This window comes from Burkholderia sp. Bp9099 (genome assembly GCF_003857805.1).
Taxonomy (GTDB): domain Bacteria; phylum Pseudomonadota; class Gammaproteobacteria; order Burkholderiales; family Burkholderiaceae; genus Burkholderia.
This window is the reverse complement of the sequence record NZ_QTPU01000005.1, coordinates 36,281-50,257: the sequence shown is the minus strand read 5'-3', so window position 1 is coordinate 50,257 and position 13,977 is coordinate 36,281. Positions and strand designations below refer to the sequence as shown.

At 70.1% G+C, this 13,977-nt stretch carries 14 protein-coding genes; 11 read left to right on the top strand and 3 right to left on the bottom strand.

Annotated features, from left to right (window positions below; genetic code table 11):
- The first annotated feature begins 100 nt into the window (after nucleotides 1–100).
- From gspD to gspF, 3 genes are read left to right on the top strand one after another with little or no spacing between them, the layout of a single operon-like run.
- On the top strand, nucleotides 101–2,407 hold the full coding sequence (gene gspD, locus DIE17_RS06770; protein WP_124486805.1) for a type II secretion system secretin GspD: 2,307 nt from the start codon (nucleotides 101–103) through the stop codon (nucleotides 2,405–2,407).
- A complete protein-coding gene (gspE, locus tag DIE17_RS06765) occupies nucleotides 2,404–3,903 on the top strand; it encodes a type II secretion system ATPase GspE (RefSeq protein WP_124486804.1) in 1,500 nt (499 codons plus the stop codon). The genes gspD and gspE overlap by 4 nt, the downstream gene beginning before the upstream one ends.
- Nucleotides 3,904–3,907: 4 nt before the next feature.
- Nucleotides 3,908–5,125 (top strand): type II secretion system inner membrane protein GspF, encoded by a 1,218-nt coding sequence (gene gspF / locus DIE17_RS06760; RefSeq protein WP_124486803.1) that lies wholly within the window; start codon nucleotides 3,908–3,910, stop codon nucleotides 5,123–5,125.
- 30 nt (nucleotides 5,126–5,155) lie between these two features.
- Here gspF and DIE17_RS06755 read toward each other — a convergent pair whose 3' ends face one another.
- Complete coding sequence (locus DIE17_RS06755; RefSeq protein WP_044845208.1) at nucleotides 5,156–5,566, bottom strand: hypothetical protein; 411 nt, start codon at nucleotides 5,564–5,566, stop codon at nucleotides 5,156–5,158.
- Nucleotides 5,567–5,743: 177 nt separating this feature from the next.
- On the opposite strand from DIE17_RS06755, the gene gspG reads away from it, so the two are divergent.
- From gspG to DIE17_RS06715, 8 genes are read left to right on the top strand one after another with little or no spacing between them, the layout of a single operon-like run.
- A complete protein-coding gene (gene gspG / locus DIE17_RS06750) occupies nucleotides 5,744–6,196 on the top strand; it encodes a type II secretion system major pseudopilin GspG (RefSeq protein ID WP_027783126.1) in 453 nt (150 codons plus the stop codon).
- Nucleotides 6,197–6,238: 42 nt separating this feature from the next.
- Nucleotides 6,239–6,772 carry a GspH/FimT family pseudopilin gene (locus tag DIE17_RS06745; protein WP_124520436.1) on the top strand — a complete coding sequence of 178 codons (534 nt, stop codon included), beginning with the start codon at nucleotides 6,239–6,241 and terminating at the stop codon, nucleotides 6,770–6,772.
- 2 nt (nucleotides 6,773–6,774) lie between these two features.
- Entirely contained in the window at nucleotides 6,775–7,254 is a 480-nt protein-coding gene (gspI, locus tag DIE17_RS06740) for a type II secretion system minor pseudopilin GspI (protein ID WP_409333448.1), read from the top strand.
- Entirely contained in the window at nucleotides 7,232–7,936 is a 705-nt protein-coding gene (locus tag DIE17_RS06735; RefSeq protein ID WP_124486801.1) for a type II secretion system protein J, read from the top strand. Before gspI ends, DIE17_RS06735 begins: the two co-directional genes overlap by 23 nt.
- A 2-nt stretch (nucleotides 7,937–7,938) precedes the next feature.
- Nucleotides 7,939–9,051 carry a type II secretion system minor pseudopilin GspK gene (gene gspK / locus DIE17_RS06730; RefSeq protein ID WP_124520435.1) on the top strand — a complete coding sequence of 371 codons (1,113 nt, stop codon included), beginning with the start codon at nucleotides 7,939–7,941 and terminating at the stop codon, nucleotides 9,049–9,051.
- A 24-nt stretch (nucleotides 9,052–9,075) separates the two neighbouring features.
- On the top strand, nucleotides 9,076–10,449 hold the full coding sequence (gene gspL / locus DIE17_RS06725) for a type II secretion system protein GspL (protein WP_124520434.1): 1,374 nt from the start codon (nucleotides 9,076–9,078) through the stop codon (nucleotides 10,447–10,449).
- Nucleotides 10,446–10,952: a type II secretion system protein GspM gene (gene gspM / locus DIE17_RS06720; RefSeq protein WP_124486798.1), complete on the top strand. Its 507-nt coding sequence runs from the start codon at nucleotides 10,446–10,448 to the stop codon at nucleotides 10,950–10,952. The genes gspL and gspM overlap by 4 nt, the downstream gene beginning before the upstream one ends.
- A gap of 31 nt (nucleotides 10,953–10,983) precedes the next feature.
- Nucleotides 10,984–11,772, top strand: coding sequence for a type II secretion system protein N (locus DIE17_RS06715; protein ID WP_124520509.1), 789 nt, complete (start codon nucleotides 10,984–10,986; stop codon nucleotides 11,770–11,772).
- Nucleotides 11,773–11,799: 27 nt separating this feature from the next.
- Here DIE17_RS06715 and DIE17_RS06710 read toward each other — a convergent pair whose 3' ends face one another.
- Nucleotides 11,800–13,347 carry an efflux transporter outer membrane subunit gene (locus DIE17_RS06710; protein ID WP_124520433.1) on the bottom strand — a complete coding sequence of 516 codons (1,548 nt, stop codon included), beginning with the start codon at nucleotides 13,345–13,347 and terminating at the stop codon, nucleotides 11,800–11,802.
- 273 nt (nucleotides 13,348–13,620) lie between these two features.
- Nucleotides 13,621–13,905, bottom strand: coding sequence for a multidrug ABC transporter ATPase (locus DIE17_RS06705; protein WP_082088525.1), 285 nt, complete (start codon nucleotides 13,903–13,905; stop codon nucleotides 13,621–13,623).
- Between the last annotated feature and the right edge of the window lie 72 nt (nucleotides 13,906–13,977).

The following is a 13,977-nucleotide window of genomic DNA, read 5'->3' as shown; positions in this document are numbered from 1 at the left end:
GATATTCCGGACATGAAAAGCTGCTAATGTCGCCTCTTTCGGACCTGGATCCCAGCACTACCGCCGGAAGTGGCCTGAGCCGGCATCGACCCATTCATCCATGACAAGAAATCGCTTCGTTATGCGGCGCATCGCGACGACCCTGATCGTCGCCGGCATCATCGTCTCGCAGGCCGCCTACGCTCAGGTCACGCTCAATTTCGTGAATGCGGACATCGACCAGGTCGCCAAGGCGATCGGTGCCGCAACCGGCAAGACCATCATCGTCGACCCCCGCGTGAAGGGGCAGCTCAATTTAGTGGCCGAACGGCCGGTGCCGGAAGACCAGGCGCTGAAGACGCTGCAGTCGGCGCTGCGCATGCAGGGCTTCGCGCTCGTGCAGGATCACGGGGTGCTGAAGGTCGTGCCGGAAGCCGACGCGAAGCTGCAGGGCGTGCCGACCTATGTCGGCAATGCGCCGCAGGCCCGCGGCGACCAGGTCATCACGCAGGTGTTCGAGCTGCGCAACGAATCGGCGAACAACCTGCTGCCGGTGCTGCGGCCGCTGATCTCGCCGAACAACACGGTCACCGCCTACCCGGCGAACAATACGATCGTCGTCACCGACTACGCGGACAACGTGCGCCGCATCGCGCAGATCATCTCGGGCGTCGACAGCGCCGCGGGCGCGCAGGTCCAGGTCGTGCCGCTGCGCAACGCGAACGCGATCGACCTCGCCGCGCAGCTGCAGAAGATGCTCGACCCGGGCGCGATCGGCAACAGCGACGCGACGCTGAAGGTGTCGGTCACCGCCGACCCGCGCACCAACTCGCTGATGCTGCGCGCGTCGAGCGCGTCGCGCCTCGCGGCCGCGAAGCGCCTCGTGCAGCAGCTCGACGCGCCGAGCGCGGTGCCCGGCAACATGCACGTCGTGCCGCTGCGCAACGCCGACGCGGTGAAGCTCGCGAAGACGCTGCGCGGGATGCTCGGCAAGAGCAGCAGCGACAGCGGTTCGTCGGCGTCGTCCAACGACGCGAACAGCTTCAACCAGGGCGGCGGCTCGTCGCAGAGCGGCAACTTCTCGACCGGCACGTCGGGCACCCCGCCGCTGCCGTCGGGCGGCCTCGGCGGTTCGTCTTCGTCGTCGTACGGCGGTGGTTCGTCCAGCGGCGGCGGTCTCGGCACGGGCGGCCTGCTCGGCGGCGACAAGGACAAGAGCGGCGACGACAACCAGCCGGGCGGGATGATCCAGGCCGACGCGGCCACCAACTCGCTGATCATCACCGCGTCCGATCCCGTTTACCGCAACCTGCGCTCGGTGATCGACCAGCTCGACGCACGGCGCGCGCAGGTCTATATCGAAGCGCTGATCGTCGAGCTGAACTCGAATACGTCCGGCAACCTCGGCATCCAGTGGCAGATCGCCCAGGGCCAGTTTCTCGGCGGCACGAACTTCAGCGCCCCCGGTACGCCCAGCGGCAACATCCTCGGGGTGTCGGGCGCGGTTGCCGCCGGTGGTACGGCGGGGCTCGGCGCGCTGGGGCAGACGCTCCTGCCGGGCCTGAACGTCGGCTGGCTGCACAACATGTTCGGCGTGCAGGGCCTTGGCGCGCTGCTGAATTATTTCGCGGGCGTGAGCGACGCGAACGTGCTGTCGACGCCGAACCTCATCACGCTCGACAACGAAGAGGCGAAGATCGTCGTCGGCCAGAACGTGCCGATTCCGACGGGGTCGTATTCGAACCTGACGAGCGGCAACACGAACAACGCATTCAATACCTACGATCGCCGCGATGTCGGCCTCACGCTGCACGTGAAGCCGCAGATCACCGACGGCGGCATCCTGAAGCTGCAGCTCTACACCGAGGATTCGGCGGTCGTCACCAGCACGTTGACCGCCACGACCGGCCCGACGTTCACCAAGCGCTCGATCCAGTCGACGATCCTGGCGGACAACGGCGAAATCATCGTGCTCGGCGGCCTGATGCAGGACAACTACAACGTGTCGAACAGCAAGGTGCCGCTGCTGGGCGACATCCCGTGGATCGGCCAGCTGTTCCGCTCGGAATCGAAGAACCGACAGAAGACCAACCTGATGGTGTTCCTGCGCCCGGTGATCATCACCGACCGGCAGACCGCGCAGGCGGTGTCGGCGAACCGCTACGACTATATCCAGGGCGTCACGGGCTCGTATAAGTCTGACAACAACGTCATGCGTGACAAGGACGATCCGACCGTTCCGCCGATGCCGCTCGGCCCGAGCGAAGGCGGCTCGGCACTGAACCTGTTCGACCTGACGAAGATTCGCCGCCAGCAGCAGGGCCCGCAGCCGGCGCAGCAGGCGCAACCGGCCGTCCAGCCGCAAGCCGTGCCGCAGCAGCAGATGCAGCAACAGCCGCTGACGGTGCCGTCGGGAGCCTCGCAGTGACCGACGTGCTCGCGTCCTCCGCCCACGACGGCGCGCCGGGCGAACGGCAGCCGCCGTCGCCGCTCGCCGCGCGCCTGTTGCCGTACGGCTTTGCGAAGAGCGGCCAGGTGCTGATCGCGCACCAGCTCGACGACACGCTCGAGGTGTGGATCAGCGAACGCACGAACGATGCGGCGCTCGCCGAAATCGCGCGCAACTTCGGCTCGATCTCCGTGCATCGCGTGCCGGCCGACGAACTTGCGCAGGCGATCAACCAGGCCTACGCGCGCCAGGACGGCAGCGCGGCGCAGATCGTCGGCGAGGTCGAAGGCGAAGTCGACCTGTCGCGGCTGATGCAGGACATCCCCGAAGTCGAGGATCTGCTCGAATCGGAGGACGACGCGCCGATCATCCGGATGATCAACGCGCTGCTCACGCAAGCGGCGCGCGAACAGGCATCGGACATCCACATCGAGCCGTTCGAGAATGCATCGGTCGTGCGCTTTCGCGTCGACGGCACGCTGCGCGACGTCGTGCGCCCGAAGAAGGCGCTGCACGGCGCGCTGATCTCGCGGATCAAGATCATGGCGCAGCTCGACATCGCCGAGAAACGCCTGCCGCAGGACGGCCGCATCACGCTGCGCGTCGGCGGCCGGCCGGTCGACGTGCGCGTGTCGACGCTGCCGACCGGGCACGGCGAGCGCGCGGTGCTGCGTCTGCTGGAAAAGGATGCGCAGCGCCTGAACCTCGAAGCGCTCGGGATGGGCCGCGACACGCTCGTCCAGTTCGACAAGCTGATCGCCCGCCCGCACGGGATCGTGCTGGTGACGGGCCCGACCGGTTCGGGCAAGACGACGACGCTGTATGCGTCGATGTCGCGGCTCGAAACGGCGACGACCAACATCATGACCGTCGAGGATCCGATCGAATACGACCTGTCCGGCATCGGCCAGACGCAGGTGAACGAGCGGATCGGGATGACCTTCGCCCGCGCGCTGCGTTCGATCCTGCGCCAGGACCCGGACGTGATCATGATCGGCGAAATCCGCGACCTCGAAACCGCGCAGATCGCGGTGCAGGCGTCGCTCACGGGCCACCTCGTGCTCGCGACGCTGCACACCAACGATGCGGCGTCCGCCGTCACGCGCCTGACCGACATGGGCGTCGAGCCGTACCTGCTCGCGTCGTCGCTGCTCGGCGTGCTCGCGCAGCGCCTGGTGCGGCAGCTGTGCCCGGTCTGCAAGGAAGAGCGGCAGGAGGAAGGCCGCACCGTGTGGCATCCGGTCGGCTGCGACAAGTGCGGGCATTCGGGCTACACGGGCCGGCGCGGCGTATACGAACTGCTGGTGGTCGACGATTCGATCCGTACGCTGATCCACCGCAACGCGGCCGATGCGGAGATTCTCGCCGCGGGCCGCGCGGAAGGGATGCGCACGCTGCGCGACGACGCCGAGCGCTGGCTCGCGGCCGGTGCGACGTCGCTCGAGGAAGTGCTGCGCGTGACGGGAGGCGCATAGCGCGATGTCGGCATTCCGTTTCGAAGCAATCGATTCGGCCGGGCGCGCGCAGAAGGGCGTGATCGATGCCGACAGCGCGCGCGCCGCGCGCGGCCAGCTGCGCACGCAGGGGCTCACGCCGCTGGTGGTCGAGCCGGCCGCCAGCGCGAGCCGCGGTGCGCGCTCGCAGCGCCTCGCGTTCGGCCGCAAGCTGTCGCAGCGCGAGCAGGCGATCCTCACGCGCCAGCTCGCGAGCCTGCTGATCGCGGGGCTGCCGCTCGACGAGGCGCTCGGCGTGCTCACCGAGCAGGCCGAGCGCGACTACATCCGCGAACTGATGGCCTCGATCCGCGCGGAGGTGCTCGGCGGCCACTCGCTCGCGAATGCGCTGGGCCAGCATCCGCGCGACTTCCCGGAAATCTATCGCGCGCTCGTCGCGGCGGGCGAGCACACCGGCAAGCTCGGCATCGTGCTGTCGCGCCTGGCCGACTACATCGAACAGAGCAACGCGCTGAAGCAGAAGATCCTGCTCGCGTTTACGTATCCGGGGATCGTCACGCTGATCGCTTTCGGCATCGTCACGTTCCTGCTGAGCTACGTCGTGCCGCAGGTCGTCAACGTGTTCGCGAGCACGAAGCAGCAGTTGCCGATCCTCACGGTCGTGATGATGGCGCTGTCGGATTTCGTGCGGCACTGGTGGTGGGCGATCCTGATCGCGGCCGCGCTCGTCGTGTGGGTCGTGAAGGCGACGCTGTCGCGCGACGGGCCCAGGCTCGCGTTCGACCGCTGGGTGCTGACCGCGCCGCTCGCGGGCAAGCTCGTGCGGGGCTACAACACGGTGCGCTTCGCGAGCACGCTCGGCATCCTGACCGCGGCCGGCGTGCCGATCCTGCGCGCGCTGCAGGCGGCCGGCGAGACGCTGTCGAACCGCGCGATGCGCGCGAACATCGACGACGCGATCGTGCGCGTGCGCGAAGGCTCCGCGCTGTCGCGCGCGCTGAACAACGTGAAGACGTTTCCGCCGGTGCTCGTGCACCTGATCCGCTCCGGCGAGGCGACGGGCGACGTGACGACGATGCTGGATCGCGCGGCGGAAGGTGAGGCACGCGAGCTCGAACGCCGCACGATGTTCCTGACGAGCCTGCTCGAGCCGCTCTTGATCCTGGCGATGGGCGGGATCGTGCTCGTGATCGTGCTGGCCGTGATGCTGCCGATCATCGAGCTGAACAACATGGTGCAGTGACGGCCTGACCGCCGGTCAGGCCACCGCCGTTCAACGCATGTAGATCGCGGGCGACGGCGTGTTCGCGGGGAGCTGGACTTCGGCGCGCGCGCCGTTGCGGTCGACGATGATCGAGCGGTTGCGCACTTCGGCGAGCTTCGCGCCGGGCGCGAGCTCCGCGCCGAGCGACACGGCGCGCGGCGGCTCGCCGCCGATGCCGACGATCGCGGCGCCGCCATGATCGAGCGCGAGAATGCCGAACAGGTGGATGTCCTGCACGGGATTCTTGTCGAGCTGGCCGCCGAAGAGCGCGGCGGCGTCCTCGGTGCGGATCGGCAACCGCGCGGCGGCGGCGGGCAGCGGCGCTTCGCGGGCCGACAGCGTGACGACCCAGTAGGTGGCCGTCGCGCACAAACCCGCGAAGAGGGCTAGGGAGAGGATCCGGATCGAGAGCGCGTTCATGCGCGCTATTGTACGGATGTATATGAAATTTGCGTTGGGTGAAAGCCCTCGGCAGTGCGCGCCTTACAATGCGTGCTCCGCGCCCGGGGGAAACGGAAGCTGGCCGTCAGGCAAACGTCCGGAATGCGCCGGGTGCGTCACTTAATCGACGACATTTTTTGGAAGAGGTAGTCAGTCATGCAAACGTGGATCACTCGCCGTAATGCGGCCGTGCGCCGTCAGCGCGGTTTCACGCTGATCGAGATCATGGTGGTGGTCGCGATCCTCGGGATCCTGGCGGCACTGATCGTGCCGAAGATCATGAGCCGTCCCGACGAGGCGCGCCGTATCGCCGCGAAGCAGGACATCGGCACGATCATGCAGGCGCTCAAGCTGTACCGGCTCGACAACGGCCGCTATCCGACCCAGGAACAGGGCCTGAACGCGCTGATCCAGAAGCCGACCACCGATCCGATCCCGAACAACTGGAAGGACGGCGGCTATCTCGAGCGCCTGCCGAACGATCCGTGGGGCAACGGGTACAAGTACCTGAACCCGGGCGTGCACGGCGAGATCGACGTGTTCAGCTACGGCGCCGACGGCAAGGAAGGCGGCGAGAGCAACGACTCCGACATCGGTTCGTGGCAGTAAGCCTGCGCTGACCGTCCCGACGTTCTCCCCGTTCTTCACTCCATGCCCGCCCCTCGCACGCCCTTGCGCTCCGCTCGCGCTCGCCGCGACGGCCGCGTGCGGCGCGGCGCGGCCGTGACCGTGGCACGCGCACGCGGCTTCACGCTGCTCGAGATGCTGGTCGTGCTCGTGATCGCGGGCCTGCTGGTGTCGCTCGCGTCGCTGTCGCTGACGCGCAATCCGCGCACCGACCTGCGCGAGGAAGCGCAGCGCATCGCGCTGCTGTTCGAGACGGCCGGCGACGAAGCACAGGTGCGCGCGCGCCCGGTCGCGTGGCAGCCGACCGCGCACGGTTTCCGCTTCGACGTGAGCTCGCCCGACGGCTGGCACACGCTGCGCGACGACGTGCTGCGCCCGCGCGACTGGGACGGCGGCGTCACGGGCGCCGATATCGACTATCCCGGTTCGGACACGCGCGCGAGCCGCGTCGTGTTCGGCACGGAAAGCATCGACACGCCGGTGCGCGTGACGCTGCATTCGGCGGTGGGCAGCGCGACGATCGTCGGCACCGGCAACGGCCGCTACGAGGTGCAATGACGATGCGTCGTCGCCTGCCCTTTCCGGCCGCTTCCCGCCCCCCAAGGGGGCTCCCTTCGGGGCACCCCAGGCGTACTTCCTCCGGAGACCGGCCTGCGGCCGGCCTCGTCGGGGCGCGCGGCTTCACGATGATCGAGGTGCTGGTCGCGCTCGCGATCATCGCGGTCGCGCTCGCCGCGTCGATCCGCGCGGTCGGCACGATGGCGACCAATGCATCCGATCTCCACCGCCGGCTGCTCGCCGGCTGGAGTGCCGACAACGCGCTCGCGCAACTGCGCCTCACGCATGCGTGGCCGGAGGTCGGCGAACAGAGCTTCGACTGTTCGCAGGGCAACCTGCAGCTGGTCTGCACGCAGCGCGTGAGCACGACGCCGAACCCAGTGTTCCGGCGCGTGCAGATGTCGGTGAGCATGCCGGGGCGCGCCGGCGTGCTCGCGCAAATGGTGACGGTGGTCGCGAATGAAACCAGCCGTCCGCTCTGACGCGCCGATGCCGCGCCGGCCGCTGCGCGCCGCCGGCTCGCGCCGCGTGCGCGGCTTCACGCTGATCGAACTGATGATCGCGATCGCGATCCTCGCGGTGGTCGCGATCCTGTCGTGGCGCGGGCTCGACCAGATCATGCGCGGCCGTGACAAGGTCGCGGCCGCGATGGAAGACGAGCGCGTGTTCGCGCAGATGTTCGACCAGATGCGCATCGACGCGCGGCTCGCCGCGACCGACGACGAAGCCGGCCAGCCGGCGATCGGCGTCGCCGGCAACACGCTGCAAATCGTCCGCGAGCTCGACGTGCCGGGCGCCGCGCCGCGGCTGCAGGTGGTCCGCTACCGGATCGCCGGCGGGCGCGTCGTGCGCTATGCATCGCCGCCGCTCGACGACGCGAACCGCCTGCGCGACGTGCTGAAGGACAGCAGCGTTGACGGCTGGAGCTGGGTCGCGCTGATGGGCGGCGTCGGTGCGATCGACGCGAAGCTGTACGTGCCGCGCGTCGGCTGGACCACCAACCTGCAGACGGCCAACGACGCGCTCGCGCAGAACAACGATGCGCTGAAGGTGCCGCAGATCGGCAACGCGCCGCCGGCGCGCGCGGTGACGGGGCTGCAGGTCAGCATCGGCGCGACCTCGCTGCGCGTGCCCGTCACGCGCATCTTCCTCGTCGGGGAATGACGATGCGTGCGCGCCCTCACCGTACCCGGTTCGCCGCGCGTGGCGCCGCACGCGGCCGCCGCGAGCGCGGCGCGGCGATCATCACCGCGCTGCTCGTCGTCGCGCTGTCGGCGATCCTCGTGTCGGGGATGCTGTGGCGCCAGCAGGTGCAGATTCGCCGCATCGAGAACCAGCGCGTGATCGCGCAGGCGCAGTGGGTCGCGCGCGGCGCGCTCGACTGGACGCGCATGATCCTGCGCTCCGAGGGCGACACGGCGCCCGGCATCACCTATCTCGGCGGGATCTGGGCCGTGCCGATCGCGAAGACGAAGCTGTCGGATTTCCTCGGCCGGATCGGCGCGCCGAACGACAACGGCGGCGAAGACACCTACATCTCCGGATCGATCGAGGACGCGCAGGCCAAGTACAACCTGCGCAACCTCGTGTCGTCGCCGGCGCCCGGCGTGCTGCAGCTCAACGCGATGCAGCTCAAGGCGTTCCAGCGGCTGTTGACGACCCTCGGCTACGACGGCGCGCTCGCGAAGCGCATCGCGCTGCAGATGCGCGCGGGCCTGATGCACTCGGCGACGCGTTTCCAGACGCCGACGCTGCCCGGCGCCGGAACGGCCGCGACCGCGCCGGTGCCCGGCGGCGACACGGCCGGCAACTTCACCGACGAGCCGGGGATGTCCGACAGCGACCGCGGGCCCGCGCCGCTCGTGATGACCGGCGTCGACAGCCTGCTCGACGTCGACGGCGTCACGCCCGAAATGGTCGCGCGGCTGCGCCCGTTCGTCACCGTGCTGCCGACCACGACGCCGGTGAACATGAACACCGCGCCGGCCGAGGTGATCGCGGCGCTGATGCCGGGGATGAGCGTGTCGTCCGCGCAGGCGCTCGTCGCGCGGCGCGAGACCGTGTTTTTCCGCAACGTCGGCGACGTGCAGCTCGCGCTGCGCGGTGCCGGCGCGCCGAACGTGACGATCGACTCGAGCCTCGTCGACGTCAATTCCAGTTACTTCATCGTGCATGGCCGGATTCAGCACGATCGCGCGGAGGTCGATCGCACCTCGCTCGTGTATCGTGATCCGACCACGCACTCGACGCGGGTCGTGCGCATCCGCGACCAGCTATAACGACGCCATCCGGGAGAGGAGCTCTTGAGCACGCTGATTGTTTCTTTGCCGCCGCGCGAGCCGGCCGTGCCGTTGCAGGAATGGCAGTGGCCCGAGCTGCCGTTCACGCTCGTGGACAAGGCCGGCCAGGTGCAGCGCGCGGGCCGCGCCGCGCTCGCGCTGCTGCCGCGCGCGAACGCGACGGTGCTGATCGTCGCCGCGCGCGACGTGCTGCTGCTGGCCGCGACCGTGCCGCCGCTCAAGGGGCCGAAGCTGCGCCAGGCGCTGCCGAACATCGTCGAGGATCAGCTGATCCAGGATCCGCTCGGCTGCCATGTCGCGCTCGATCCGGTCGCGCTGCCCGACGGCCGTCGCGTGCTGGCCGTCGTCGACCGCGCGTGGTTCCGCGCGATCTGCGATGCGTTCACCGCGGCCGGCCACCGGCACCTGAGCGCGGTGCCCGCGACGCGCTGCCTGCCCGCGCCGCGCGCGCCGGCGTCGGAAGCTGCACCGGATGCGCATGCCGACGGTGAGGCCACCCAAGCCGACGCGCTCACGGATGCGGTCGAGCCGCCTGCGCGCCCGACCGCGGTCGCCGCGGTGCTCGGCCTCACGACGGCGATCGAGCCGGTGCTCGTGGAAGCCGGCGCGCAGCCGGCCGCGGCCGGTGCGCCGCGTCTCGAGTTCGCGGTCGCGCGCGGCGCGCTCGGCGAAGGGTTCGCGGCGCCTGCGTCGCGCGCGGCCGGCACGCTCGCCGCGCTCGCGGGCGGCGGCGACGTCGAACTGTACGAACTCGGCGAACCGGGCGCGGAGCCGCGCCTCGCGTCGGTCGGACGCGCCGACGGCCCGCTGCTGCCGGGCGCGCAACCGCTGCCGTTCGATGCGTTCGCGCGGCGTGCGCTGACCGAGCGCTTCGATCTGTGCCAGTTCGAATTCGAATCGCAGCCGTGGCGCTTCGACCGCGCGACGCTGAAGCGCCTGCGCGTGCCGATCGCACTCGCCGCGGCCACGCTCGGCGTCGCGGTGATCGGGATGAACCTGCACTGGTGGAAGCTGTCGCGCGAGCGCGACGCGCTGTCCGCGCAGATCACCGAGACGCTGCTGTCTGCCTTCCCCAAGACGACGACGGTGCTCGATCCGCCCGCGCAGATGCAGCGTCAGCTCGACCAGCTGCGCCTCGCGGCGGGCGAGCTGTCGCCGAACGATTTCCTCGCGCTGTCGAGCGGGCTGTCGCGTTCGATGGGCGCGCTGCCGCTGAACGGTATCGCGTCGCTCGATTATCACGACCGGCGGCTCGACGTCGGCTTCAAGCCGGAGGTCAAGGTCGACCCCGATTTCCCGCAGCGTCTCGCGCGCAACGGGCTGGCCGGCGAAGTCGACAGCAGCACCGGCAAATGGACGATCCGGAGCCGCTCATGAAGACGGAACAACTGACCCAGACGCTGGCCCAGTTCTGGGGCGAGCGCACGCCGCGCGAGCGGACGCTGCTCGGCTGGGGCGGCGCCGTGCTGGCCGTCGCGATCGCGTATTCGGTGCTGTGGTCGCCCGCGGAGGAAGGCCGCGCGCGGATCCGGCGCGAGCTCCCGACGATGCGCCAGGAACTCGCGCAGATGACCGCGCAGGCCAACGAGGCGAAGTCGTTGACGGCCGCCGCGCAAGGCGTCGCGCCGACCGGTCTTGCGCTGAAGGACGCGCTCACCGCGTCGCTGTCCGATCACGGGCTGCAGGGCGCGCAGGTGCAGGTCGTCGGCAACGGTGTGCAGATCCAGATGAAGAACGCCTCGTTTCCGGTGTGGACGCAGTGGCTCGACGACGCGCGCCGGCAGTTCAAGGTGCAGGTCGGCGAAGCGCACGTGACCGGACTGAAGGAAGACGGCCAGGTCGACCTGACGGCCGTGATGCAACCCTCGACGCAGAAATGACGCAGTGGATGAAACCAGCGACGGTCGGCCGATGAGGCCAGGGATCAGGCGGCTCGCCGCCGCATTGCCGTGGGTGGTGGCAGGCGGGTTCGCGACGGCGCTGACGCTCGTCGCGCTCGCGCCGGCCGCGTGGATCGCGCCGCAGTTCGCGCGCGCGAGCGGCGGCCACGTGAACCTCGTCGATCCGGACGGATCGCTGTGGCACGGGTCGGGCACGCTGATGCTCGCACCGGGCGCGGACCAGAGCGCGGCAACGCTGCTGCCGGGGCGGGTCGAATGGACCACGGGCTTCTGGCCGCTCCTGAGCGGGCGCGTGCGGATGCGCATGCGGCAGACCGAGGCGATGCCCGACGCCGTCACGCTCGACGCGACGTGGCGCGGCGCCGTGCTGTCGGCGGGCACGATGGCCGTGCCCGCGTCGCTGCTTGCCGGGCTCGGCACGCCGTTCAACACGCTCGACCTGCAGGGCGACGTGCGGCTCGGCTGGACCGACTGGCGGATGATCGGCAACAGCGCGTTCGGCCAGCTGACGGTGACGATCGATTCGATGAGTTCGCGCGTGTCGCGCGTGAAGCCGCTCGGGTCGTATCGCGCAGTGCTGCAGGCGAAGGGCTCGGGCGCCGATCTCGACCTGTCGACGACGCAGGGCCCGCTGTTCCTCGACGGACACGGCAGCTTCGGCCCCGGCCAGGGTTCGTTTCGCGGCACCGCGCATGCGGCGCCCGAGCAGCAGGCGAACCTCGCGGGGCTGCTGAACCTGCTCGGCCATCCGATCGGCAACAACGAAGTGTCGCTGATCTTCGGCGACGCGACGCGCTGACGCGCGCGCCACCCTCTCCTTTCCGTCTTACTTCTGCGCGAGCGGCACGGCGGCCGACGGTGCGGTCGCGGCCGGCGCCGCCGCACCGGATGCCGGCGCCGGCGCCGCCATGTCGCCCGTTTCGCGTGCGATGTCCGACGCATCCCAGCCGCCGCCGAGCGCCTTCACGAGCCCGACCGACGACACCATCCGCTGGCCTGCGATCGTCGCGAGCTTCTGCTGCGCGGTGAACGCGGTGGTCTGCGCGGTCAGCACGTTCAGGTAGGCGACCGTGCCGGCCTTGTACTGGTTCGTGACGATCGCGAGCGCGTGCTGGGCGCTGTCGACGGCCTGCCGCTGCACGTCGACTTCCTGAGCGAGGATGCGCTGCGACGCGAGGTTGTCCTCGACGTCCTGGAACGCCGTGAGCACCGCGAGGCGGTACGCGGCGACGTCCTGGTCGTAGGTCGCGCGCGCGGCATCCGTTTGCGCGGCGCGCAGGCCGGCGTCGAACAGCGTCGCCGCGAGCTGCGGGCCGACCGTCCAGAACCGCGCGGGCAGCGTGAACAGTTGCGACCACACCGAGCTCTGGAAGCCGCCGGTGGCCGACAGGGTGAGCGTCGGGAAGAACGCGGCGATCGCGACGCCGATCTGCTCGTTCGCGGCCGCCGCGCGGCGCTCGGCCGCCGCGATGTCGGGCCGGCGCTCGAGCAGCGCGGACGGCACGTCGACCGGCGTGATCGGCGGCTCCGCCGCGAGCGGGTTCGGCGCCAGCGAGAACGTCGATGCCGGTTCGCCGATCAGTGTCGCGATCGCATGCTCGTACTGCGCGCGCGCGACGCCGTTGTCGATCGACGCGGCCTGCGCGCTCTGCAGCTGCGTCTGCGCCTGGATCACGTCCGCGCGCGCGGCGACGCCCTGCGCGTACTGGTTCTGCGTGAGCTTCAGCGATTCGCCGTACGACTTCACGGTGTCGTCGAGCAGCTTCTGCAGCGCGTCGGACGTGCGCAGCTGGAAGTAGGTCTGCGCGAGCAGCGCCTGCTGCGAGAGCCGCGCGTTCGCGAGATCGGCCGCGGCGGCCGCTTCGCCGGCGCGCTGCGCGCTGACGGTGCGGCTCACCTTGCCCCACAGGTCGGGTTCCCAGCTCGCGTCGAGGCCGACGCTGTAGCTGTTGCTGATCGACGAACTGCTGCCGAAGCTCGACGAAGACGACGTACGCCCCGTCCGGGAGCGCGAGCCCGAGGCGGTCAGCCCGACGGTCGGGAAGTACGCGGCACGCGCTTCGGCGACGAGCGCGCGGGCCTGCCGGTACGCGGCGGCCGATTGCGCGATGGTCTGGTTCGATGCGTTGAGCTTGCCGACCAGCGCGTCGAGCTGCGGGTCGTTGTAGACGCTCCACCACGGACCGCGGTCGGCGCGGTCGGCGGGCTGCGCGACTTTCCAGCCGGCCGGCGCTTCCTTGAAGGCGGCGGGGATCGACGTGTCGGGCCGGTGATAGTCGGGCCCGACGGCGCAGCCGGCGAGCAGCACGGCCGTCGCGACGGCGACGGCGGCGCTCAGCGGGCGAAGGGCGCGCGGGAGGGGAGCGTACGGCATGGTGGTTTTCCTGTCGGGATGCTGCGGCCGGCGAGCGGCGTCGCGCGATGCGGTCGTCGTGCCGCTGGCGGACAAATGGTAACTGACGGCGGGAAAGCCGCGCAGCCCTAAGGGTACGGTGCGCGGCGGCACGAATGTGTTACCGGCGCGGCCGGCCGGTTTACCGGTCATTACGGATCGCTTGCGCTCGAGGCAGGCGACGAATGCGGCGCAGACGAAGCCGGGCCGCGGGGTGCGGCCGGCATTCGGTCGGGATGACGGGAGCCGGCGGTGTCAGTGACAGCGCGCGGGCACCGGGACGGGATCGGCGGCGGACCGCCATGTCGACGGCTCCGTGGCCGCCGGCCGGCTCGTGCGGCGGGCGGCGCCCTTCGCGTTGCGCTGCCGGCGGTGATCGAACCAGGCAAACCCGAGCGCCGCGAGCGACCCGCCCGGCACCACCAGCATCGTCACGTACAGCGCGATCTTCCAGCCGCGGTGCGGCCCGGAGAACACATGATGAGCGGTATCGGTCAGGTTGCGGCGCAGCGCGCCGGCGGCATTTTTCAGGAACAGCATTGCGAACATCCTCGGGTGCCCGGCAGCGCGGGCTGAGCGGTCAGAACATCGTCTCCGGCAGTGCGGCATGCA